Origin of the sequence: Pseudomonas sp. SCA2728.1_7 (genome assembly GCF_018138145.1) — a bacterium.
GTDB classification, from domain to species: Bacteria; Pseudomonadota; Gammaproteobacteria; order Pseudomonadales; family Pseudomonadaceae; genus Aquipseudomonas; species Aquipseudomonas koreensis_A.
Genome location: NZ_CP073104.1, coordinates 5,579,783 through 5,603,345, shown reverse-complemented (window position 1 = coordinate 5,603,345; position 23,563 = coordinate 5,579,783). Strand labels below are relative to the sequence as shown.

11 protein-coding genes are annotated in these 23,563 nt (G+C 58.7%); 6 read left to right on the top strand and 5 right to left on the bottom strand.

Annotation, left to right across the window (positions count from 1 at the left end):
- Window positions 1–61: 61 nt before the first annotated feature.
- The gene (sbcB, locus tag KBP52_RS25030; RefSeq protein ID WP_212621196.1) at window positions 62–1,492 is read right to left on the bottom strand and encodes an exodeoxyribonuclease I; all 1,431 of its coding nucleotides are present in this window, start codon (window positions 1,490–1,492) and stop codon (window positions 62–64) included.
- 181 nt (window positions 1,493–1,673) lie between these two features.
- Here sbcB and KBP52_RS25025 point away from each other — a divergent pair, with 181 nt between their 5' ends.
- From KBP52_RS25025 to KBP52_RS25000, 6 genes are read left to right on the top strand one after another with little or no spacing between them, the layout of a single operon-like run.
- Entirely contained in the window at window positions 1,674–2,399 is a 726-nt protein-coding gene (locus tag KBP52_RS25025; protein ID WP_212621195.1) for an RDD family protein, read from the top strand.
- A complete protein-coding gene (locus KBP52_RS25020; protein ID WP_212621194.1) occupies window positions 2,396–3,373 on the top strand; it encodes a stage II sporulation protein M in 978 nt (325 codons plus the stop codon). The genes KBP52_RS25025 and KBP52_RS25020 overlap by 4 nt, the downstream gene beginning before the upstream one ends.
- Complete coding sequence (locus KBP52_RS25015) at window positions 3,360–4,907, top strand: DUF4129 domain-containing protein (RefSeq protein WP_212621193.1); 1,548 nt, start codon at window positions 3,360–3,362, stop codon at window positions 4,905–4,907. Before KBP52_RS25020 ends, KBP52_RS25015 begins: the two co-directional genes overlap by 14 nt.
- Window positions 4,904–6,067 (top strand): DUF4350 domain-containing protein, encoded by a 1,164-nt coding sequence (locus KBP52_RS25010; protein WP_212621192.1) that lies wholly within the window; start codon window positions 4,904–4,906, stop codon window positions 6,065–6,067. The genes KBP52_RS25015 and KBP52_RS25010 overlap by 4 nt, the downstream gene beginning before the upstream one ends.
- Window positions 6,064–7,065, top strand: coding sequence for a MoxR family ATPase (locus KBP52_RS25005; protein WP_212621191.1), 1,002 nt, complete (start codon window positions 6,064–6,066; stop codon window positions 7,063–7,065). The genes KBP52_RS25010 and KBP52_RS25005 overlap by 4 nt, the downstream gene beginning before the upstream one ends.
- Window positions 7,062–8,393, top strand: a complete 1,332-nt coding sequence (locus KBP52_RS25000; protein WP_212621190.1) for a DUF58 domain-containing protein — start codon at window positions 7,062–7,064, stop codon at window positions 8,391–8,393. Before KBP52_RS25005 ends, KBP52_RS25000 begins: the two co-directional genes overlap by 4 nt.
- Here the strand turns inward: KBP52_RS25000 and KBP52_RS24995 are convergent, their stop codons facing one another.
- From KBP52_RS24995 to KBP52_RS24980, 4 genes are all read right to left on the bottom strand, one after another.
- Entirely contained in the window at window positions 8,394–12,419 is a 4,026-nt protein-coding gene (locus tag KBP52_RS24995; protein ID WP_212621189.1) for a hypothetical protein, read from the bottom strand.
- A complete protein-coding gene (locus KBP52_RS24990; protein ID WP_212621188.1) occupies window positions 12,416–16,489 on the bottom strand; it encodes a neuraminidase-like domain-containing protein in 4,074 nt (1,357 codons plus the stop codon). The genes KBP52_RS24995 and KBP52_RS24990 overlap by 4 nt, the downstream gene beginning before the upstream one ends.
- Before the next feature lie 45 nt (window positions 16,490–16,534).
- Entirely contained in the window at window positions 16,535–20,230 is a 3,696-nt protein-coding gene (locus KBP52_RS24985) for a Tc toxin subunit A (protein WP_212621187.1), read from the bottom strand.
- A gap of 122 nt (window positions 20,231–20,352) precedes the next feature.
- A complete protein-coding gene (locus KBP52_RS24980; protein ID WP_212621186.1) occupies window positions 20,353–23,484 on the bottom strand; it encodes a hypothetical protein in 3,132 nt (1,043 codons plus the stop codon).
- Window positions 23,485–23,563 lie beyond the last annotated feature (79 nt).

Genomic DNA, 23,563 nt, shown 5'->3' with positions numbered 1-23,563 from the left:
AAACGCCAGCGAATGCTGGCGTTTTTTTATGCCCGGCATTTAAGCCCGGTCATGTTCGATTTCAAAGATTCAAACGTTTGCGCAATGCCTGGACATAATTCTGCCATTCATTGAGCACCTCACTCTGCATCGGCGTGGCATTAAGCGACCATTGCTCGGCCGCCTCGGTAAAAGATTTCAAGGTATTCGGTGCGCCGAACTCAGGCGTGGACAAACGCTGCTGACAAAATATTCTCCAGCGCTCTTGCTCTTCGAAATTCAACGTCTCGGGAAAGTTACGTGCGCGATATCGAAAGAGTAATTCGGGCAAACGTTCGTCATCGAAAGGCCATTGCTCTTGCGCTAGTTGTGCCGGGTCGGCGCTCCTGACTTGCTCACATAGACGCCGGTCGCGGTCGCCGATAAATCCGTCGTACAACTGTTGTTCCGGATCCTCGCTCGGCGTGAAATCTTCACTGACATAAATCTCTGCAACTTTATCTTTCCAACTTTGTTGTGCGTCAGTTAGCCGCAGTGCTCGCTGTTGATACAGCGCCATGTCCAGCCCCAGCCGTTGCTGATCTTGCGCGCGCAAAACCGAAAGCGGCGCCACCACCGGGCAACGGTTGATGTGAATCAGCTTGAGCGGTACCGGCAGCTCGCCTTCCAGTAAATCATCGCGACGCGTGTACAACCGCTGGCGCAGGGTCTGCGCGTCCAGATCAAGCAACCCCTGCGGGTCGAGGTGCAGATCGCAGACGATCAAGGCGTTACGGTTTTTGGGATGCCAGGCTAATGGCAGCACCACACCGACATAACTGCGCGCGGCCGAGAAACGCCCGGAAATATGCACCAGTGGCTGCAGCAGACGAATCTGATCCATGACCTTTTGCTTGCTGCGCAACTGGAACAGCCAGTCATACAGTTTTGGCTGTTTCTCGCGGATCAACCGCGCCAGTGCGATGGTGGCGCGCACGTCTGACAAGGCTTCGTGGGCGTGACCATGATCGATATTGTTCGCCGCTGTGAGGCGTTCGAGCTTGAGCGTCACCCGGCCTTCGTCATCGGTCGGCCAGACCAGGCCGTCAGGACGCAACGCATAGGCGGCGCGTACCACATCGATCAGATCCCAACGGCTGTTGCCGCCCTGCCACTCCCGGGCGTACGGGTCGAAAAAATTGCGATACAGGCTGTAACGGGTCATCTCGTCGTCGAAACGCAGCGTGTTGTAACCGGCGCCGCAGGTGCCGGGTGCCGCCAGTTGAGCGTGCACCCGCGTCATGAAGTCCGCTTCGCTCAAACCCTTTTCGGCGAGCTGGCTCGGGGTGATGCCGGTGATCGCGCAAGCGGCCGGATGCGGCAGGATGTCTTCGCTGGGCTGGCAGTAGAGATTGACCGGCTCGTCGATTTCATTGAGCGCATGGTCGGTGCGAATCCCGGCCACCTGCAACGGGCGATCATTACGCGGATTGATGCCAGTGGTTTCGTAGTCGTACCAGAAGATTGAAGTCACAGGCGGTTCCTGAACTGAAGATCGGCAAAGTCTAGGCGCTCGACCGCGCTCGCGGCCAGCCTCGCGTCATTCAAACACTTCGCGCTTTACGATGTGCAATACATAGTTATGTCGTTTTCCCCCGAGAGGCTGCTAGCATCGGCCTCACTTGCATCCCGAACAGGCGAACATCAGGTAGCCCATGCTCGAGCCCACAGCACCGCCAAGGAAAGCACCGCTGGCCCCGCCGCTGGATACGCGGCATCAGGTCGAAACGCCGGAAGGTATCGACCTGCCGTTGCGTCCTGCCGGGTTGATGGTGCGTGCCGTGGCCTTCGCGATCGATCTGGCCATACGCGGCGTGATCATGGGCGTGCTGTTCATCGCCCTGGCGTTTCTCGGCAAGCTCGGCATGGGTCTTGGTTCGCTGCTGCTGTTTGCGATCAGCTGGTGGTACATGGTGCTGTTCGAAGTGCTGCGTCAGGGCCGCTCGCCGGGTAAACAGTGGATGGGGCTGCGCGTGGTGCACGACGACGGCACACCGATTGGCTGGTCGGCCTCACTGCTGCGCAATCTGCTGCGTTTTGTCGATCTGCTGCCCTTCGGCTACTTCCTCGGCACCCTCAGTTGCCTGCACCACCCGGCCTTCAAACGCCTCGGTGACATGGCTGCCGGTACGCTGGTGATCTATAGCGAACGTCCGCTGATGCGTCCGCAACTGCCTGATGCCGAACCTCGCCGCTCACCTGTTGCCCTGACACTCGCCGAACAACGCGCCGTGCTGGGTTTTGCCGAGCGCCAAGGTGATTTATCGCCAGCGCGGGTCAATGAACTGGCGGCGCTGCTCGCCCAGCCTTTGCATATTTCTGCTCCCAAAGCTGTCGCTGAACTCAACGGCATCGCTCGCGGTTTGTTGGGCCCGACATGAAGCAGAGCCTTTTCGAAAGTCGCCACAAGGCCGAATGGGAGCGTTTTGCGCTGGCCCTCGAACGCCTCGAACATGGCAAGGACACCTCGCAAGTCGGCGGCTTCCCCAAGGCCTATCGACGGCTTTGCCAACATCTGGCGCTGGCTCAGGAGCGTGGTTACAGCAGTTTCCTCATCGATTCGCTGCAGCAACAAGTACTGCGCGGACATCAACAGCTGTACCGTCATCGCAGCCGACTCGGCGCCAATCTGCTGAGTTTCATCCTCGCCGACTTCCCACGTCTGGTGCGCGCCGAATGGCCTTTTGTGCTGGTCGCCAGCCTGCTGTTCTTCGGCAGCCTGATCAGCGTCGGCGTGTTGGTGTATGTGTTTCCCGAACTGGTCTACAACCTGATCCCCGCCGATCAAGTGCGCGAGATGCAAGGCATGTACGACCCGGTCGCCGGCCACCTCGGACGCCCCGCCGAACGTGCGGCCAGCGAAGACTGGGTGATGTTCGGTTACTACGTGATGCACAACATCGGCATCGCCTTTCAGACCTTCGCCAGCGGTTTGCTGATGGGCGTGGGCAGTGCGTTCTTTCTGTTCTACAACGGCATGGTCATCGGCGCGGTCGCCGGGCATCTCAGCGAGATCGGTTTCGGCCAGACCTTCTGGTCATTCGTCATCGCCCACGGCGCCTTTGAACTCACCGCCATCGCCCTCGCCGGCGCGGCCGGTCTGCAACTCGGCTGGGCGTTGATCGCTCCCGGGCGGCTGACCCGCAGCGAAGCGCTTAAACGGGCGGCGCGCAAAAGTGTGCTGCTGGTGTGCGGCGTGATGTTGTTCCTGCTGATTGCTGCGTTTATCGAAGCCTATTGGTCATCGAAAACCAGCGTCACGCCGCTGACCAAATATCTGGTCGGCGCCGGGCTTTGGGCTTTGGTCGTGGTCTATCTGTTGTTCGCCGGAAGGACCCGCCATGCGCCTGAGTGACGCCACCGTGGTGATCCGTCCGCGCACTACATGGGAGGCCATGGACCTCGGCGTGCTGATGAGCCAGCAACATCGCCGTCTGCTGATGACCAGTTGGGCGATCGTCACCTTGCCGCTGTTCGCTTTGCTCAGCCTGTTGTTCTGGGATTCGCCGTCACTGGCGGTGTTTATCTTCTGGTGGCTGAAACCAGCGTATGAACGCCTGCCGCTGTACATCCTGTCGAAAGCGCTGTTCGGCGAAACGCCGACACTTAAACAAGCCTTGCGCGAATGGCCGCGCCTGCTCAAACCGCAACTGCTGGCCAGCCTGACCTGGCGCCGCTTGAGTTTGAGTCGCAGCTTTCTGCTGCCGGTAGTGCAACTCGAAGGCCTCGATGGCAATGCCCGACAGCAACGCCTGCAAGTGCTGCTGCAACGCAACGCCGGTGCCGCGCAGTGGCTGACCATTATCGGCGTGCATCTGGAGACTGCGCTGTGGATCGGCCTGATGGTGCTGTTCTATATGCTGTTGCCGCAGCAGATCGAAACAGATTGGGACTGGCAATCACTGATCTTCGCAGCGGATCACGACTGGCGCTGGCTCGAACACCTGACCAATGTTTTCTACGCGCTGGTGCTGGTGGTGTGGGAGCCGATCTACGTCGCCTGCGGCTTCAGCCTTTATCTGAACCGCCGCACACAGCTGGAAGCATGGGATATCGAGTTGGTGTTCCGCCGCTTGCGACAGCGTCTCAACAACGGTGTTTTGGGGGTGCTGCTGGCGGTCTTTCTGCTGCTGCCGAATGTGCCTTCCGCGTGGGCCGCCGAGCCGGATGACAGTCCACAGGCGCCGCGACTGTTGAATCAGCCACTCACCAGTCAGGCATCCCGTGACAGCATCAAGGCACTGCTTGAGCACCCGCCGTTCAAGAACAAGGAATCCGTCACCCGCTATCGCTTTGGCGACGACCCGGCGAAACCTGCCGAAGCGCAAACACCGGGTGAAGCGCCGCAGTGGCTGAAAACCCTGCTGGGCTGGCTCGACGGGCAACACTTGAACGTGCTGGCGAAGGTCATCGAGGTGCTTTTGTGGGGCGCGGTCATTGCTGCGCTGGGCTGGCTGATCTGGCGTTATCGCGAGTTTCTGCAAGCCTTCGTCAGCCGCCGACCGAGGTTGCCTGCCAAACCGAAACGCGCGTTGCCGCAGCAAGCCTTCGGTCTGGATTTGAACCGCGACACCTTGCCTGACGACATCGCCGCCCATGCCGAACAACTCTGGCAAAGCCAACCCCGTGCAGCGCTGGGCCTGCTGTATCGAGGGCTGCTCAGCCATCTGTTCCACGACTTCGACCTGACCCTGAAACCCGCCGACACCGAACTCCAGGTGCTGGCACACGTGGAGCAATTGCAGCGCGCCGAACTGCTCGCCTTCAGCCGCAAACTGACCAATCACTGGCAGAACATGGCCTACGGGCATCGCGTACCACCGGCGTCCATGCAACAGGAATTGTGTGATGGCTGGCGCGCCTTGTTTGGCCCCGGAGCTGCCCGTTGAGTCGCCGGACACTGTGCTGGATCGCTGCGTTGATCGCCTTGCTGCTGGGCGCGCTGAGCGTTTTCCTCTACCTCAAGGCCAAGCCTTATCAGGAAGAAGTCGATCACGGCCCCTCGCCCGCCGCGCAAGCCAATCCTTATCTGGCGGCGGAGATCTTTTTACGTGAGCGTGGGCTCATGGTCAGCCATGCCGAAAGCCTCGCGGTGCTCCCCGATATCGATCCGCGCCGGCATACGCTTCTGCTGTTCAACGACCGCTCTCGCATGACTCCGCGTCAGGTCGATCAGATCCTGAACTGGACGCGCGCCGGCGGGCGTCTGGTATTCGTCGCCGAATCGCTGTGGGATGAGCAGACCAGACAAAGCAACGACCTGTTGCTCGACCGGGTGCAACTGCATCAATCCCTGAGCAAGGATCTGAAAGACTTGCCCGCCGACGTTGAGCCAGATCGCTTTCCGAAACTGACCAAACTCTATCTGGAAGACGAAGACGCACCGGCCTACGCCGGTTTCGACACCGACTTCCACCTCGACGACCCGAAGAATCTTGCGCAAGCCTGGGCCAACAGTGCCAAGGCCACGCACATGATGCAGCTGCCCTACAGCCTTGGCACGATCACCGTGGTCACCGACGCCGAGTTGTGGAAAAACAACACCATCAGCCAATACGACAACGCCTGGCTGCTCTGGTACCTGAGCGCCGACACCGACGTTGCGTTGATCTACAACACCGAGCACGACGGCCTGCTGACCTTGCTCTGGCGCTACTTCCCGCAAGCCATCGTCGCCCTGCTCGCCTTGATCGGCCTGTGGCTCTGGCACGTCGGTGTGCGCAACGGCCCACTGCAATTGCCCGCTCCGAGTGGACGTCGGCAATTGCAGGAACACCTGCGTGCCAGTGCCGATTTCCTGTTGCGCCACAACGGTCAACAAGCGCTGCTGCAAGCCCTGCAACAGGATGTACTGCGCCGCGCCCGTCGCCGGCATCCTGGCTTTGATCAATTGAACGTTGCCGAACAATGGCTGGCGTTGTCGCGCCTGACCCGGCAACCCACCCGCGCTATCAGCCAGGCCCTGAGCCCGGTGCCGAACCGGCGCATATCCAGCACCGATTTCTGCCGCCAGGTCGCCCACCTGCAAACTCTGAGGAACACGCTATGACTGAACAGATCGAGCCCGGCAGCGCCAGCCACGCCGCCCAGCAACGCCAGCGTGCCAGCCAGTTGGCGCAGGCAGTGCGCGGCGAATTGCAGAAGGCCCTGATCGGCCAGAATCAGGTGATCGACGACGTGCTGACGGCGCTCATCGCCGGCGGCCACGTGCTGCTCGAAGGCGTGCCGGGGCTGGGTAAAACCCTGCTGGTACGGGCATTGGCCCGTTGCTTCGGCGGCGAGTTTGCGCGGATTCAGTTCACTCCGGATCTGATGCCCAGCGACGTCACCGGCCACGCCGTGTATGACCTGCAAACCGAGCAGTTCAAGCTGCGCAAAGGCCCGTTGTTCACCAACCTGTTGCTGGCCGACGAGATCAACCGCGCACCGGCAAAAACCCAGGCAGCCTTGCTCGAAGCGATGCAGGAGCGTCAGGTCACGCTCGAAGGTCGCGCCCTGCCGATCGCGCAACCGTTCATGGTTCTGGCGACGCAAAACCCCATTGAGCAGGAAGGCACCTATCCCCTGCCCGAAGCGGAACTCGACCGTTTTATGCTCAAGGTGCGCATGGATTATCCCGACGCCGATCAGGAGTTGAACATGGTGCGTCAGGTCTGCCGTTCGACCCGCGCCGACATGCTCGATGTGCAACCACTGCGCACCGTGTTGCAAGCCAAGGACGTGCAAGCCTTGCAACGCATCGCCAGTGACTTGCCGCTGGACGATCAGGTGCTCGATTACGCCGTGCGCCTGGCGCGCAGCACGCGCACCTGGCCGGGGCTGACCCTCGGCGCCGGGCCGCGCGCCTCGATTGCGTTGGTGCGTTGTGCCCGCGCTCGCGCTTTGCTGCGTGGGGGTGAGTTCGTGATTCCCGACGACGTCAAAGGCTGCGCGCTGGCGGTGCTGCGTCATCGGGTGCGCATTGCCCCGGAGCTGGATATCGAAGGCCTGCAGGTCGATCAAGTGCTCCAGCAACTGCTTGAGCAGATTGCGGCGCCGCGTCTGTGAAACCCTCGCGCCTGCTGTTGATCTGGCTGGCCTTGTTGCTGGCCATCGGCATTGTGCTGGGCACATTGCGCGCACTGGAGATCGAGATCTCGGCGAGCCTGATCTCGATCAACTGGGGCTTGCTGCTGGCGTTGCTGGCCTTGGCGATACTGGATGCGCTGCGCCTCAAACGTCTGCCGACGCCACGCGTCACTCGACAAATGCCCGGCAGTCTTGCACTCGGCCGTTGGGGTGAAGTGCGTCTGGAAGTCGAACATGACTTCAGCGAGCCGATGCACATTCAACTGTTCGACCATCCGCCAGAAGGCCTGAGTTTCGAAAACCTGCCACTGTCGATTGAATTGCAACCCGGCCAGCGCAGCCTGCTCGGCTACCGTCTGCGCCCGCTCAAACGCGGGCATTTCAACTTCAGCCACTGCGAAATCAACCTGCCCAGCCCTTTGGGGTTATGGTCAGGCAAACGCCTGCTCAATGTCCGCGACCAGACCCGTGTCTACCCCGACTTCGCCCGGCTCTACGGCGGTGAGTTGCTGGCCGTGGACAACTGGCTCAGCCAGCTCGGCGTACGCCAGCGGCAACGTCGCGGTCAGGGTCTGGAGTTTCACCAACTGCGCGAATTCCGCGAAGGCGACAGCCTGCGTCAGATCGACTGGAAAGCCACCGCCCGTCAACGCACACCGATTGCCCGCGAATATCAGGACGAGCGCGACCAGCAAATCATTTTCATGCTCGACTGTGGCCGACGCATGCGCAGCCAGGATGATGAACTGTCGCACTTCGACCACGCGCTCAATGCCTGCCTGCTGCTCAGTTATGTGGCGTTGCGCCAGGGCGATGCGGTGGGCCTGAGTACCTTCGCCAGCGAACACCCACGCCACCTCGCGCCGGTCAAAGGCAGCGGCCAACTGAACGTGTTGCTGAACACGGTTTATGACCTCGACAGCACGCAACGCCCTGCCGATTATCAGGCCGCTGCCAATCAACTGCTGACGCGACAGAAGCGCCGGGCCTTGGTGGTGCTGGTGACCAACCTGCGCGATGAGGACGATGAGGAACTGCTGAGCGCGGTCAAACGCCTGAGCGCACAACATCGGGTACTGGTCGCCAGTCTGCGCGAAGAGACACTGGATACGTTACGCCAGTCAGCGGTGCAAACCCTGCCCGAGGCGTTGGCTTACTGCGGCACGGTGAGTTACCTGAATGAACGGGCAGAACTCCATGAGCGGTTGAGTGCTCATGGGGTTCCGGTGGTGGATGTTCGGCCCGCCGAGTTGGGGGCCGAACTGGTGACGCGGTATCTGAGCTGGAAAAGAAGTGCGGCGCTTTGATCAAGTCACCACCTCGACCTGTACGCTGCCAGTGTCCGAAGAACCGTCAGGATTTTCGACCTTGACGGTCATAGACATGACTTGCGGCACCTGCACAGGCCTGCCAACGCTGGTGTATTTCCCCTCTCTGTCGGTAAGCCCCTCGATAAAGGGCGCATTGTTGCGTGACACCAGAATTTTTCTGAATGGCATGGGTTTTCGCGATTGCTTGTCGACGATCCGCGCGGTCATCGTCACCAACTGATTGACCGGAACCGGATTGGGTGTAGCGACAACCGACTCGACGGCCGCAAAACGTGACTCGACGATATCGAGGATCAACGTCCTGACGTTCCATCCCGCTACCCCGCCCTTCACCGATGCGCATAGTAAAAACTTTTGTGACATGCCAAGGACCAAATACACCTTCGTCTTGCCCTCGGCATCCGTCAGCGTTGTCGGCAATGGTTTGTTGTCGCACTCCCAGATCACTTCGACATTGGCCAAAGGCTCGCCGGTAGCTGAAACCACCAAAGCCTGCGCTGAAATCTCTTGCCCCGGATAACCGGTCAAATTGTCGCTGAACAGGTCTTTGATCTCTCGAGGCGCATGAAGGAAGAACGGCAACGAAATCGATTCCGAATACTGCGCATCCCCCACCGTCGCGATCAGTTGCGCCGCTCCGGGAGTCTTGGGCACAAAGCGGATCCGCGCCACGCCGTAGAAGTTGGTGGTCGTCGTCACCTCGCCAAGATCCTCATTGCGAAAGACAACGGTCATCCCCACCATCGGCCTGCCACTGATGGCAGAAACAACGGTGATCTGTTCAGACACCGCCTCGCCCCAAAGCAAGGTCTGACTGACCCGCGAACGCTCGGCGATTTTCACCACTTGTGCGCCTTCCCCCAAAGACATCGCGTTGACGGGAGAAAGACTCGCCAAGCGTTCGGAAGCAAAACACAGCCCGAAACGGGCATTTTTCAGATCTCCAACGGAATAGAAGTAGGTGAGTCCGTTCTCACTGAAACGCTTGAATTCGCCGAGCGCGGGCTCATCGAAGCGTATGCCCAGTTCCATTGGCCCGGCCCCTGTCATCCCCAGTGCCAGACCGTGATCCTGCAATGCGCTGTTGGCCGCGGCTTTCACATCGATCCGGTGCTGGCCCTTGCGGCGCGGGAAACAGGTTTTCTCACCCCACAGTTGTTCCGGCTTGTTGTCGAAACTGACCATCAAGCCGGCCCACGGATCCGTTAGCTGCGCTTTGACGGCTACCGTGCGAGTGTCTTCGAAGTTGTCAAAGTAGCTGTCCACCAGCGCCGTCACCGAATGCATGCCGCCGGTTTTTGGACGGAAGTCGAAACCGCTCCAGCCCTCGGAGTCGGTGGACGTTGTCGTGCCATCCATGCCGTCCCACCATTTCACCGAAACCAGCTCCACCGGACGGTCGGTGAAATGCGAATACACCTGTACCCACAGCCAGGCGGGGGCCTGGCCCACGACCGGATCCACGGCTGCTTCGCGCAAGGCATGGATCCTCACTTTGTTATGGCCCAACACCATCGATTTGGCTTCGGAGACATAACCCAGCTCAGGAAAGGCAAACTTCAGCGCGAATCGACCGGGCTGCTCGCTGGCGGAAAAATTCAGCTTCCAGATCGCCCCTCCATCACTCAATAACTGGAAATCATCCAGCGGGGGGACAATCGTTGCATTGAGCTGCTCTGGTGAATCGCCCAACCAACTCAGCGCGGCCTGCAACCCCAACAGCGGGCTTAACGCATTGGGCAACACATTGAAACAGTGAATGGCGCGCAGACACGGATAAAGCGCTTGTTCGTCCGGCGCAGCCCGGATCTGATCCAGCAGCAGGCTGACCTCCGTACTCAAATCTACAGACAACAGGCGCCCGGACAACTCTCGAACACTGTCGATACCTTCCAGACGCAGCTCCAGCTCAAACAGCCTGCTGGTGCTGTCTTGCGCCGCTGAACTCAGCGTCCATTGCACCCCCGCCGCTGCCAAAGGTTTGCCTTTCCCCAAATCGGAAGGCTGTAAACCGATATCGGGATCATCGCCACGCCAGTGCAGGCTGATGGCTTTGCCGACCCAAGGACTGCCCGGCAAAGGGGTGACGCTCAAGGTGTGCGAACGCCCTTTTCGACAAACCAGACCGAGCGTATTGCGTTCGACGACCTCACCATCCAACCGGATCTCGACCTCGCTCTTCCAGGGGCTGGTAGCGATCGCCCGGACCTCGAACTCCCGAGTGATCGGCACGGCTTCCGGGTGCGCCTTGATGTGGGCGGTGACCTTCAAATCACGGGCTGCTGATGGGGGGTAGAACACGTTTGCCCAGCCACCAGCCCCGGTCCGGGCAGTAATAATGCCTTCAGGCGTGTGCCAGTCGACCAACGCGTTACGAACCGGGTCACCGTCAGCGAATGCCGTCTCATGCACGACTTGCACACGCAACAACACGCTTTCCTGCTCATCGACCACCGGAAATTTGTTGGCTTCGCGCACATCGCCGACCCTGACCCGATTGCGCGCCAGCGACATCGGTTTGCCCGGCGATGGCAGCAACAGTTTCGAGCAAATCAGCGACAGCAGGAAACGGCCGTCGAGCTCATCACCACAGCGCAGCGTCCAGTGCGTGTCGGACGGTGTGACCGGCACCCACTTCGCAAGGGGTGGACTGACATCGACGCCCAGTTGTTGATGACTGTCGCCACTCGAATGCAAGGACAGCTCAGTGTCCAGCAATGGACTGTTTTGCGGCAGACGCACCTGCAAGTCATAGATGTCGCCACGATTCGGATAACCGTTCGCATCCCAGGCTGTCTCGGTATCCTCGACAACGGCGCGCAAGTCCTTCCACGGATCAGTGGGCAGTACGTGCACCGTGAACGGTTCGGTGTAAACCCCATTGGCGTAGTAACGACTCTCGACCGACGCCACGACGACCACTTCTCCCGCCTTCGCCGGCTCAAAAACAACGTAAGCCCAACCGTACTCATCGGACACAGAGGCTGCTATCACCCGCTCTTCCGTCGACCAGTTGACCGTCTGACCCGCGAGGGGCTGATGCGTATAGAAAGACGCCACCCGCACGCCCAGACGCACGCTTTGCTGATGTTCCAGTACCGGGTGATACGCGGCTTCGAGTCTCTCGCGAAACTCCAGGCGATGATGTCCCAGCGATACCGGGATCGTATAAGGCTCTGAGTTGTAGCGGTTGATCAGGTTCAGCTTGAGCGAATATAGATCCCCATCACCGACCACTGGACAGTAGAACGACCATTTCCCTGTCAGCAACTGTTCAACCTCCGGCCCCGGTTTGACGATGATCGCTTGCTGTGGATTATCAGTAAGGGTCAGTGCTGCCTCGGTATTCTCCCAGGCATTCTCCGGTTCAGGTTCGCACGTCAAACTGTGTGGGTTGTCGTCGGTTGCCCCCAGACAAAAATACAACGTGCTGCCCTCGTCCAGAACCTGATCATCCAGTTTCATGGTTTGCAGTTTCAACGGGGCCAGGTGCAACTGGAGGTTGATGCGGGTAATACGCACTTTCGAGTGGTAATCCCCATCGTTGTTTTGCGGACTATTGATCTCTATACGAAGCTTATCGCCGGCGTCGAGTGGTGAATTCAGCGCTTGCTCATATTCATTCGGGACAAACTCCAAAGGTTGCCCGGCCGCCAATCGGGCCACATCCTCTTCATGGTTGCGGCCAACCGCGGGTTTCAGCTCTACCTTCAATATTTCTTCCGAACCCTTGAAGAGGTATAGCCATCCCGACTGCTGGTGGATCGTCTCGCACAGGAAACTCAGCCGGTATTGCGCATCGCTGGCGGTTTTCCTGGGGACTTCCAACTCCTGGCTGACAGCACTGTTATGAGAGAGGTGCAGCAGTATGATTCGCTCCTCGGCGAACCAGTCTTCCGATACACCGATCGAAAGACCGCTTTTTTTCCAGCCCTGTGTCCCTTCGCTGAAATCACCATTGAACAGCAGATTCCGCTTCGCTTGAACGATCGGCTCATTCATGACTGGCCCACTCCTTTGACCTGACTGTTGCGCGCGGCACTTTCAAATTCGTCAACCAGATCAATTACTTTGCTGACAAAGGTCGGCTCGCCAACCTTGGCCGTGTAGCGGATACGCACGATGCAGTCGGTCATGGAGAGCAGCATGTCTTTTTGCGGTTGCTTCAAATGCCAAGGGAAAAACAGCATCCACTTCGACACCGCGCCGGTGTTCTCGAAGCTATTGAGCAAGCCTTCATCGGGTTTCATGGCCGTCAGACCGTTGTCGGCGATCCCGACCGACAACACGATTTGCTGGCCACTGCGCAAATTGATCAACACGTCGCCAGGCGCCACGTCCCCAGGTTTATGCAAGTACTGCACTGACTGCGTCGTTGCCCGGGTGGCCGTCTTGCTTGAGATCTGCAGCAAGGTCGCCCGCACATCCTCGAACGGTCCGGTCAGCACCGGCAGGTCGATTTCCACTGAGTTGATCTGCCGGCAGAAGTGTCCCGGATGATCACGATCGAAGAGCAACTGGGTCAGCTGGAATTCCAGTGTGCCGGTTGTCTGTAGCTGGGCGAGCGCAACGTCCCAGCTGGCGATACCAGGCTGCGGGTCAACCTTGTCGTTGAACAATTTGCGCAAGGAAACGGTTTTCACCAACTCCTGCCGACGCTCGTAGCGCTGCAGATATTCGCGCTCCATCCGCAGCAAATGCACGCGCAAATGCTCGCCGGCTGTCAAACCATGACGTTGTTCCAGAAACACATTGGGCAAGGGAATTTGCGCATCGTAATCGCCGGTTTCAGCATTCAGCGACGCCTGGGCACTGAGGCACAGGCTGATCACGGCGTCATAGGTCTGATAGTACAAAGCCTGGAACTGGCCAAGCATCCAGCCAAACAACTCGGCATTGCTCGCGCGCTTTTTCAGGAAGTTGTAAACCGCCAGCGCCTGAGCATTGGCCCGCAGGGTTTGTGCAAGGTTCGTGCGAGCCGCGGTGACCGCATGGCGTTGTGCCTCGACCTGCACACTGAGGCCGGCGGCCTCGGACTCGGCCTGATCACGTTGCAGCGCCCATTCGTTGCGGCGGCGACGGTAACTTTCGGTAGTGGCCTGACCGTCGGCGTCGATTTGCAACATCGATGCGGCGATTTCCAGGCTGAAGCACACGGCATCGATCGCATTTTCGGGTTTCATCCCGCCATTGGCCACGCCAAAGATTTTTGGCAACGCCGCGATGACCGCTCCGGTGGGTTTGAGGATTTTGGCGGTCAAGGCATGGGTTTTCGACTGTTTCAAGCTCGCCATGACCTGATATTCAACCGCCGACACGTCCTCGTTATAGCGCTGCGCGTAGGCCTGCTGCCGCTGTAGCGCCACGTCCCGGCTCTGCTCCAGCGCCCTGACGCTGGCCTCCAGTTGAGCGATGGACTGCTCCTGCACGGTTCGGGAGTAGTCGCCCAATTCCACCAGATGTGTTTGCTGCAGTTCTTCCTGCTCGGCACGCGCGCGTCGTTCGAGCATATCGCGTACCTGATTGCCGAACCCCTCTAGCACCTGCACCGCACGCGAGGCGATGTCGTGAACGGTGCGCCAGCGAAACGCGCCGACAACCAACCGCCCGCCCATCGGCCGTGGCCCACCCACGCCATCCGAAGCCAGAAAGCGCAGCAACTCGTTGGGATCGGACCGCGGGCTGAAAAGCGGGATATCCAGCGGTTTGCCATCGAGGGTGAGGTTGTTGCGCAAGTTGTGCAGACGTTGACCCGGAGCGTCAAACAAATCCATCAACGCTTGATCGATGGGAATCCTGAACGGCCCGGCAGCCAACAAACCGAGCTTTGGCGCAATATCGGAACCGGACGGGACATCCGCCAGACTGAAGGCGAGCGACTGTTCAAACGCCTCCAGCGCCGGACGGCTACTGCTTGCGCCCAACAGACTTGCCACAGTAGCGGTTTGCCAGCGATTCACCGCTCGGGCCACAGGCGGCTTGCCCATCAGGAATTCGGCTTGCACATAACACAATTTGGCCGCCACCAGGCTGTCGCGGGTCAGTTGACGGTAATACCAGTCGCCCCAAGCCATGAGATTTTTCACGTACTCGCAGAACATCAAAATCCTGAAGTGCTTGGGCGCTGAATAGCCGATGGCATCCGGATCGGCGGGGGCCAGTGCCTCACAGCCGGGATTGCCGGCGTCGTTCGCCAACGGCCGGCAGCGCCAGTACGACACTTTGGGGGCGGGGCTGTCGGGATCGGCGATGGCTTGCGGATCAAACGCGTAGTGCAGCCATTTCTGCGCATCGGCAAAACGCTCTTCATCGCGCAGACGCGTGTACACCAGATGCGGCAGATGGAAAAACAACTCCCAGTAGTGCAACCCGTTGGCACCATCGAAAGCACCGTTGGGCTCGTCGAACTCACTGCCGGTTGGCGGTGGCTCCACGAGAAACTGTGTATCCCAGTCCAGCACAGCGTCGACGGAGATACTGGAACGCAGTACCAGTTCAGGGCCGAACTGTGAGTTCAGGCGACTGTATTTCAGGTAGGGAACCGGCAATTCGTAGGCAATAAACTGCGCGGAATCGGTGGTGTTTTTCAGCAGTTTTGGCGGAGTGAAGTCCGCCAGATTGACGATGTCGAGTTTGAATTCCTTGCCGCCAAACCCGGTTTCCGTAGCGTTGAGAGTGAAGGTTGTGCCTCTGGGCCAAGTACCTTTGTCACGTTCGAATTTCAGCGATGCAGTGGCCCAGTCTCCGGCTTGCGAAAACTTCGCTTTAATAGGCCCAGGATCCGTAGCGGCACCGCCGACCAAGGTCAATTCGAACTCTACTGGAACGCCGGCGGGCAGCCCCGTAGGCCTGCAAAAACCATTGACGGTCAGCACATCTTTCTCGTCGACACGCTGGGCCGTGGCCCGGAGATCGAGATAACCCGCCATGGAACCGACAGGCTTTACCGCGCTGGTCATCGTCACCTGAAGGTTAAATGGATGCTGCACCGTCTCGGGCGTTTTAAACCGGTCTTGCGCGACATCCAGCCAGCCACCTGCGTCAGTCAGGTCGGGCCGCATCAGCACATCGTAAATCCTGTGTATCACCGGTTTTACCGGAGTTGATTCGTTGTCCTTCACCGGAATCAACACCCCCAGCTTGCCTTTGGGAGACCCCATATCGATCCACACCGTGGCAATCAGCTGAAAATCCTCGGCATCCTCGGGCTCTGCTTGCGCACTGTACAAAGTCAGCGGCGCCGACCATTGACCGTTCTGCGTCATGAAGGCCAGGTTGACGCTCAGTTTGTCGGGGATGAAGTCGTCATCCGTTTTACCTTCGACCTTGTCACTCCACTCGGCCCAGACCAGACACAACCGACCGTTCCAGAATACCGCGCGAATATCCAGCACCCGATACGCTGGCTGGATCCCCACTTCCCGCCATTCGCCCCAGGCCGCCGGATTGACAGCAACGCAGGTGGACGTGAGCTCAATCTCGGCCTTGCGCCAGAAGTACAGGAACGGCGGCACCCGCTGACGACCGACAAAATAGTAATCGGCGCGGTCAGGCGTGTGGCCGTGCATGTAGCAACTGATGACATCCAGATCGCAGGTCTGCTCGAAGCCTTGCAGATAGTTCTGCAAGGCCGCCTGCACCGAATCGGCATTCAAGCGGGTCTGGTTCAAGTCGTTTTCGAGGGTTTTGAACAGGCTGCTCTTGCGTTGGCGGACAAACGGGTTGACGACTTGTTCCGGGTAAATCCTGATCAACTGCAAGGCAGCCCAGTCAGAAATGTTGTTGCACAGTCCCCACTCTTCCAGATCGCTGGCGGGAAACTGGTGATTGGGATAACCGGGTTCAAGTTTGCGGTACACCGCGTGAATGTACTGTTGCGCGCAACTGGTCGCTTCGGCCACCCAAGAACTTTTCACAGCGTAGGTGTCCAGCGGATCCATGCGCAGCAGTTCGAACAAATCTGCCAAGGTTTCCACAAAAGGGTATTTCGCCCGGCTCGCATGGCCGATGCAGTAATCAAGCAAAGCGGAACGCCGTTTTTCCTGCAGATCGCCAATGTGTTTCAGTGCCATGACCCTTGCTCCTGGATGGGGAATAAATGCTGGACTGGGGACATCTCACGCTGGTGGCCCACCCCCCTCGAACGTAATCTCATCGAAGTGCGCCTTCGTGCCGCTACGCTCGCAAAGCACGCTCAACTTGAATTTGCCGCCGGTATCGCTGGAGACCATCACCCGCGTGAGCCCTTCCAGATTGGTACTCCCCTGTTCTCCCCGGAAGATCACTTTGTTTCCGCTGTCCTCACCACTTTCGACAAACCAGCGCACCAACTCGTCTACTCCCAGGTTTCCAAAACCATCCATCAACGTTGCGTAGAGTTCGACTTCATCGCCCCGTTTCACGACCCCCGAAGGCACCGGCGGGCTCAACATCGCGACGAAATCCAGGGTGGTATGGTCGGAAATGAGGGTGATGATCGGGGCGTTCTCAGGCTCGAACAGATCCAGCCAGAAAAAGGGTGTGTCCACGCCCATTGCGGCACCGGGTTTATAGATGGCCTTGAAGGTTCCGTTGGGATCGGTGTGGCCTGATTCGATTTCGCCCAGACTGGCGCGAAAATGCACCCGGATACCGCTCAATGGGTCTCCGTTGGGATCTTTGAGCGTGACCGTGTAAGTGGCTGTTTGGGTGGAGCGGGCGACAACCTCGGTGGGTTCCACAACGCAAGTCATGGTCACAAGCTGCCGCAGATCCCCCGCCACTTGAGCGAGCGGCGTACGCGCCTCGGACTGGCTCAGCAAGGCCAATTCGGCTGCCTCGGCATAGGCTTGCTTGTCCACGACTTCAGGCAAATGGCCCATCAGGAAAATCGTCAGTGCGTCCATCCCCGTTTTCGTCGACATCTCACGGACGCGGATAAACAGAGCCAGTTGGCTAAGGTTTCTCAGTATCGGCCGCTGCGGATCCATGCGATTGATGCATTCACGCACCTCCTGCACGCTCCAGTCGAAGAACTCGGCCAGTCTGATCGTGGAAACCTGATGCAACAGCTGCTTCGCGTGCTCGCCAAGGGTTGCTTCCAGCGCGTTGACTTCGCGCAGGTAGTCGAGCAGCTTCTGCGCCGGTTGCGTACTCAAGCCAAATGCCCGGTTGAGCGTGGTCAGGTGATAAAGGGTGCTGACGGTAAGGTCCTTTCTGGCCTGCCCCATCCAGGCGTCATAACCGTAATCGAGATAATCCTCTAACAGGGTGGCACTCAGCCCCAACGTTGAAACCACCTCAGCGCGTCGCCGTACATCGGCCAACAGCGTCAGCAACTCATCAGCATCCGGGTTACGCCTGGATGGCTCGGTGCTCGAATCGATACGTGATTTTACCTGGCGCAAAAACTGGTAAACCGTTTTGTCGGCCCAGTTCAGCACCGCAATTGCCTGATCCGATGCAATCTCGGCATAGGCCGCCAGCGTTTCCTTGACCAGTGACACCTGGGCATCCCTGGCATCCAGTAGCACTTTGAGCAGGGTGCTGGCCAGACTCATGCGCACCCCGGGTTCCAGGGTACCGAGGGCCTGATCGACTGCCCACTCAACCCTTTTTTGCGCATCAATCAAGTACTCTTCCGGTGTCCCGATGGGCGCCAGCACCAGCCCATCGGTATCGATAACAGGCTTCAGTTCTGCAACACTTTTCACCAGGAAATCCAGCCAGCTGGCCGCACCGGCAGGCGGCAGGCCGGCCATCAACACCGATGCATTGGAGAATTGCGCCGTTGGCAGCAGGTTGCGTACTTGATCGAACAGCTGTTGATCCTGCTCGGAGGCTTCGCGGGCGGGTTGCGGGGGCAACGCGTGTTTCAACACCCATAACGCAAGCAAGTTATTGTGCTCACACCACTGCACGCACGATTGCAGAGCATCAATGATGTTCAGAACGTCGGGGGTCTCGCTGTCGACCGAGCCAATTTTTGGAGTGCCCGCCAACTCATTGAGCCAGTCCTCCCCCCCCACCAGTAGCAGCATCAACACGCCTTCGACGGGGGTGAGGCTCAGCAATCGGGACAATCGCACCAGTCGATAAAAACTGGAAATGATCGGCAAGCAGCGCTTGAACTTGTTGCCGACGCTGTGAGCCTTGGCCACTTGCAATGCCAGATACTGGTAAGTCTGTGTGTCGATCCCCAGACCATTGCACAGCTGGCTGATGGTCAGATCGACTTCGCCCGGTGCGGGCGTGACTGGAAACTCGCCGTCGTCCAGCAACAAAGGTTCGCGATAGCTGCCTTGACTGTTGAACACCTGATCGAATTGCGATAGCGCTTCGCCGCTCCCGTAAATGGCCAGCTCATTGATTAATACCGCAAAGTCCGCCGCCGTGCAGTTGTAGCGTTCGCGTAAAGTCTGGAACAGCCCGAGGGCATGTATGACGTTGTCCGATATCCACCATTTTTCTTTATCCGCACCGCCGCGCACTTCCGCGCTGATCGCAGCAACCAGCACGGCGTCCACCTGATCACTGGGCAGTTCCAGCCAGTTGCACAGGCGCACCATTCGGTTTATCCGGTCGAAGACGGCAAGCCCCTCGACATTGTTGTAAACAACAGACAATCGATGCAGAGACGCAGGGCTATCATCCGCAACGTTGATAATCACGCCGGGGTGGGCATTGGCGTTGATGTAGACCGATCCGAAACGCCCGCTTTCTGGCGACGGGACGGGTTCTTCGGCACCCGTCAAAGGGGTCGAAGGTGTCAGGGGAGAGTCTTTGGGGTAGACCACATTGGCCGAACGCACCGGGGCGAACCCACGAATGGACAGCAAACGTTCAATCCCCAGCGTGCCGAGCCTTGTGTGTGCGCCGAAGTACGCAACCTGATCCAGATTCTGCGGCCCCGGCCCCTGCTCTATGTCTGAGCCATAGTTATCCCGATAAAACGCGGCAAGGTCTTCAAGCTCTACGGGAGGCTCCGTTAACAATTCCCGCTGATAGGGTCCGAATCGCGTCGAATGTGCCAGCGCACGTTCGGCGAAATCAATCCAGGTACCGGATCGCAAAAAGTAGGGGTAGTTCAAATGCACTGTGTGGGCAAAATCACCCAGTGACAGGCCGTTGATTTGCGCAACACCGTCAGCGCTGGCCCAGGCTTGGAAGTAAGGCAGGCTATTGGGATAACGCGCTTCAATCATCGCGTCTTCGATGGTCTTTTGTGGCTGGTTTTCTATCGGATGCTCAGTAATGAAACACTCCAGAACCGAGATGATGATGTCCACCGAAGACACCGACCGGAACACTGCACTGAAATCCACAGACAGATCCATCAGATCAGCACGACGCTCATTGAGCGGGTAGCCTGGAGGATCAAGTTTTACCGATTCGATCCGGTCGCGGATCCAGAGCAACAAAAAGATCAGATAGGCTACTGGGGACAGGAAGGACTCCAAAGAATCCGGCAGAGCCAGTTTTTCGAACTCGGTATGGAAAAGCAGCTCGTATCGGGGACCGGTCACCAGCGATAACAACCCGCTCGCCGGCTTGGCAACGCCATCGCCATTGCCACCGCTCAGTTGTTGCTCGATGAACTGACGGCTCAGGTAAGTGGCCATGCTGTTGGCACGACGTAAAAACCGTTGGGCGTCCGTCCTGTTCATCTGATACTCGTTGATCAGGTATTCCACGCCTCTTTCCACCAGCGGGAAAATCGAGCCGCCATTCTCCAGGTAGGTTTTGAGCGGTTGCACACTCGCGTCCTGCGCGTTTGGCTCTTCAGTAAACAACTGATCGTACAGTTGCAGGCCGGGACGGCGCGGATCAGCCATGATCAGATTCCTTGGGTCGAGAGCTGGCCTGAACCGCCCGACGTATTCGTCAGGCGGCCCCTTCGTTCTGATCGATTTGATGCTGGATAGCCTTAAGCGTCTACTGTCATAACTGACAGGTTCTATGACCGCTCGTCGGCTTTTCGTGAGTCAGCGTCGCGGGGCACCGGCTCGACCTCGAAGCGTGGGCTCTCGGCCCAATCGGAAACCCCTGCCTGCGATGTGAGCGTCTGCCGGAACCGGCACCACGTGCCGCCGGGGGGTAACGACACATCGGACTCACCGCGCCATTGGTTTGCAGCGACGGGCAGCAGCGGCGTCCATTTCTGCTCCGGGTCGAACCAGCTCACGACTCGCCCGCTGCCCTCATCGCCCACACCGGCAAAGGCCACCGGATCATGCACCCGACGCCCGGCTGCCGGTTCCTTGAAGATGGGCAGGTACAGGCCCGCCACGACTTTGCGTGAGGTGGTGTCCGACTCGAAGCCATCAAGCATGGCCTTGACCTCCAGAACCCTCTCGCCGTCAGCCTGAACCTCAACAGCCATCGACCAGGTACGGTCCTCCAGCACGACAGTGCTTTGCGTGGCGGCCCCCAACGTCACCGTAGCGGTGTCGCCCGGCACACCGAAACCTGACACTACCAACTGCCGGCCGACCCGTTCGTCTTCGACCGGGGTCTCGACAAAAGGCGCTGCCGGGACCACGTCATAGGTCAAATACTCGGTGAAGGCGGACTCATGTGTCTTGTTGTCATCAGTAAATAACTGCCGGGCGCAGATGATGTAGGTGCCCACGAGCTGCGTCACTTGCTGCCGCCAGTTACCGCTCGCAGGCACCGGGATATTGCTCAACCACGGTTCGGCAGCCCCCTTGCACCAGATTTCGACGTGCGCGAAAGCCAGACCAACGCCCTCCAGTGTCCAGGTGCGCGGCTGCTTGCCGCCCTCCTGCGGTGTGCTGATCTGCGGTGGCGCCAGCACCACGTTGAAGCTTCGATGGTCACTTCTGTCGGACGGCCGTCCGTTGCGTTCCTGTTTCGCGAAGATCGTGTGTCCACCGTGCTTCAAACCGGTGAGCGGGATTGCCCATTCGTTGTCCACGACCAAATGCAAAGCATCGCCTATTTTTTGTTGAAACTGAGACTCGTACAGTTGCATCGTGGCGCCGCTCACACCGTCGCCACCCTTGATCAGTACATCCTGCCCCACGTCACTGTCTTCGGCCGGATACGTGATGACCGGTGTGAACATGGCCGGGTAAAGCGTGAAGTCTCGGGATTGCGCCTCCGAGGTCTGATCGGCTGCCGTTTGGGTAACGAAGATGGTTTGGGGGACATCTGCGGGAAACGGCTGTGTTCGCTGGAACGTCCATGTGTCCTTTTCAACGTTGCCGCTATAAACGTTGTTGTCGCCGCGAAAGGTTATGCTCACCGTGGCGCCTTCCAGGCAGTTGCCGCGGATCATCGGTCTCAGGCCTTCCAGGGGTAGCTCGTCCACCGTGGGTGGCAGGGGCGCAATCGAAACCTTCAACACCACACGGTTGAGTGAACAATGCTCCTCCAGACACTGCTGGATATGGACTTCCCGATCCTTCACCGGCCCCCAGTCTTCATTGGCTGTGCTCGACCAGGTTCCACCGCTCACGACTGCATCAGGGGCAGCCTTGAGGTCGCCACCAGGATGGTAAAAACTCACGGTGGCGCCGTTATAACCCTTGCCGCTGAAGACCGGCCGGTAGGCTTTGGTATGGGTTACGTCGGTGACATCCGGCATGTTGTTGCGGATTTCGAACTCATAAGGCCGCGACTCGATCCAGCCACTCGCGTTGTCGACGATCTTTTGCACGACCTCGACTAAATAAATCCCAAACGTCCAGCCTGTCGATGTTGTTGTCCAGGAACCGTCGGCTCGCACAATGACATTGGGCGGCGTGTTCGGCGGTTCGTCGCCCGGGTAACGCTTGAGGGTGAACTGAATCTGCGTTTCGAGGTACTGGTCGTAATGGCCACTACCGGAAAACGTCATGGTTTCTTGATTGAGGGTGTACTCGACCGACGTTTTGCCCGGGCGAACCCGTATGCCGAAGGGTTCGCTGTTTATCGAGGTAATTGCGTTGACTGTCTGCGTGCCGAAAATCGAATGAGGACCGGGTGTAAGGGTGCCTTCTCGGCGCCATACACCGGTGTCGGGTAGTGGCCAGCCCACAGCCACAGCCACGGCCCCCCTTTGCTCCGAATACACGTCGACCCTGTTCTGATAGAAGCCGGTGGCTCCGGTACCCTCGAACATCGATGTCATATCCACGATTGGCGGCGCAGCGGGATTGGGCTTGGGTGCTGTAAACACGGGAGGGCCAATAACATAAAACTCTTGAGGGTTGCTCCAGTCGGAGTAGCCGCCACCCAGATTCTGTCTGGCAATAATGGTGTAACGTGCCCCTCGCGCGAAAGTATGGCTACTGGTTGCGAGCCATTCGCCGTCGGAATCAACCGGATCGGATGTGGCCACAAGCATGGGGGGGTTTGCTATGAAAACACTGATGCGGGATCCCGGCAGCGCCCCGTTGCCCTTGAACACGGGTAGAACACTCTCGACGGGCAGATTGATACTCGGGGATGTAATTTTGACTATGCCTAGAACCGTGAACGTTTTCGTCTGGGTATATCGACCCAGTGTCCCATTGACGTCTTCGCGGATTTGTAGCTCATGAACGCCTTGGTTAAGGCCCGTCGACAATGTGACAGTCCAGCGCCTATCAGATTGAGTGGTGTGCGTGGTGCTCATCACGGCTTTGTCGGCAGGACGCACAAGCCTTATCACACTGCCAGGACTTGCAGTGCCTGATACCCTAACGCCAACCACACCAACGGCATCAAACGCGGCAGGCTTCCTTACTTCAACAAGCTGGGAGGTCCACGGAGCCCACTCGTCACCTCGCCTCCAAACCCCATCAAATTTGGCCTTGCCTTCTACAAGTCCATTGATCTGAATAGTGTTCCAATGAACTGCCTGGAACCAATGCCCATCAAGAATCTTCCTGCTCGAGGTTGCGGAATGAAAGTCCATCCACACCTGATTATGTTCACCGGCATACGATGGAATGCTGAATGTAATCGGCGTATCTGGGCTGACAAGAATCGTGCTGTTTCCGTAATAAAACTGGAGAGGTTTCCAAGCCTGAACTTCTGAATTCCCGTCATCTTCGTTCGAAGCATGCTCAACCTTCTCAGGAATAAAAGTACCCTCTGACATGATCGCTCTCCTTTGGCCAGGGTTCTGGCAGCTAGGTCTTGTTTTTACAGAACTCGCGAATACCCAGGCACCTGTAAAA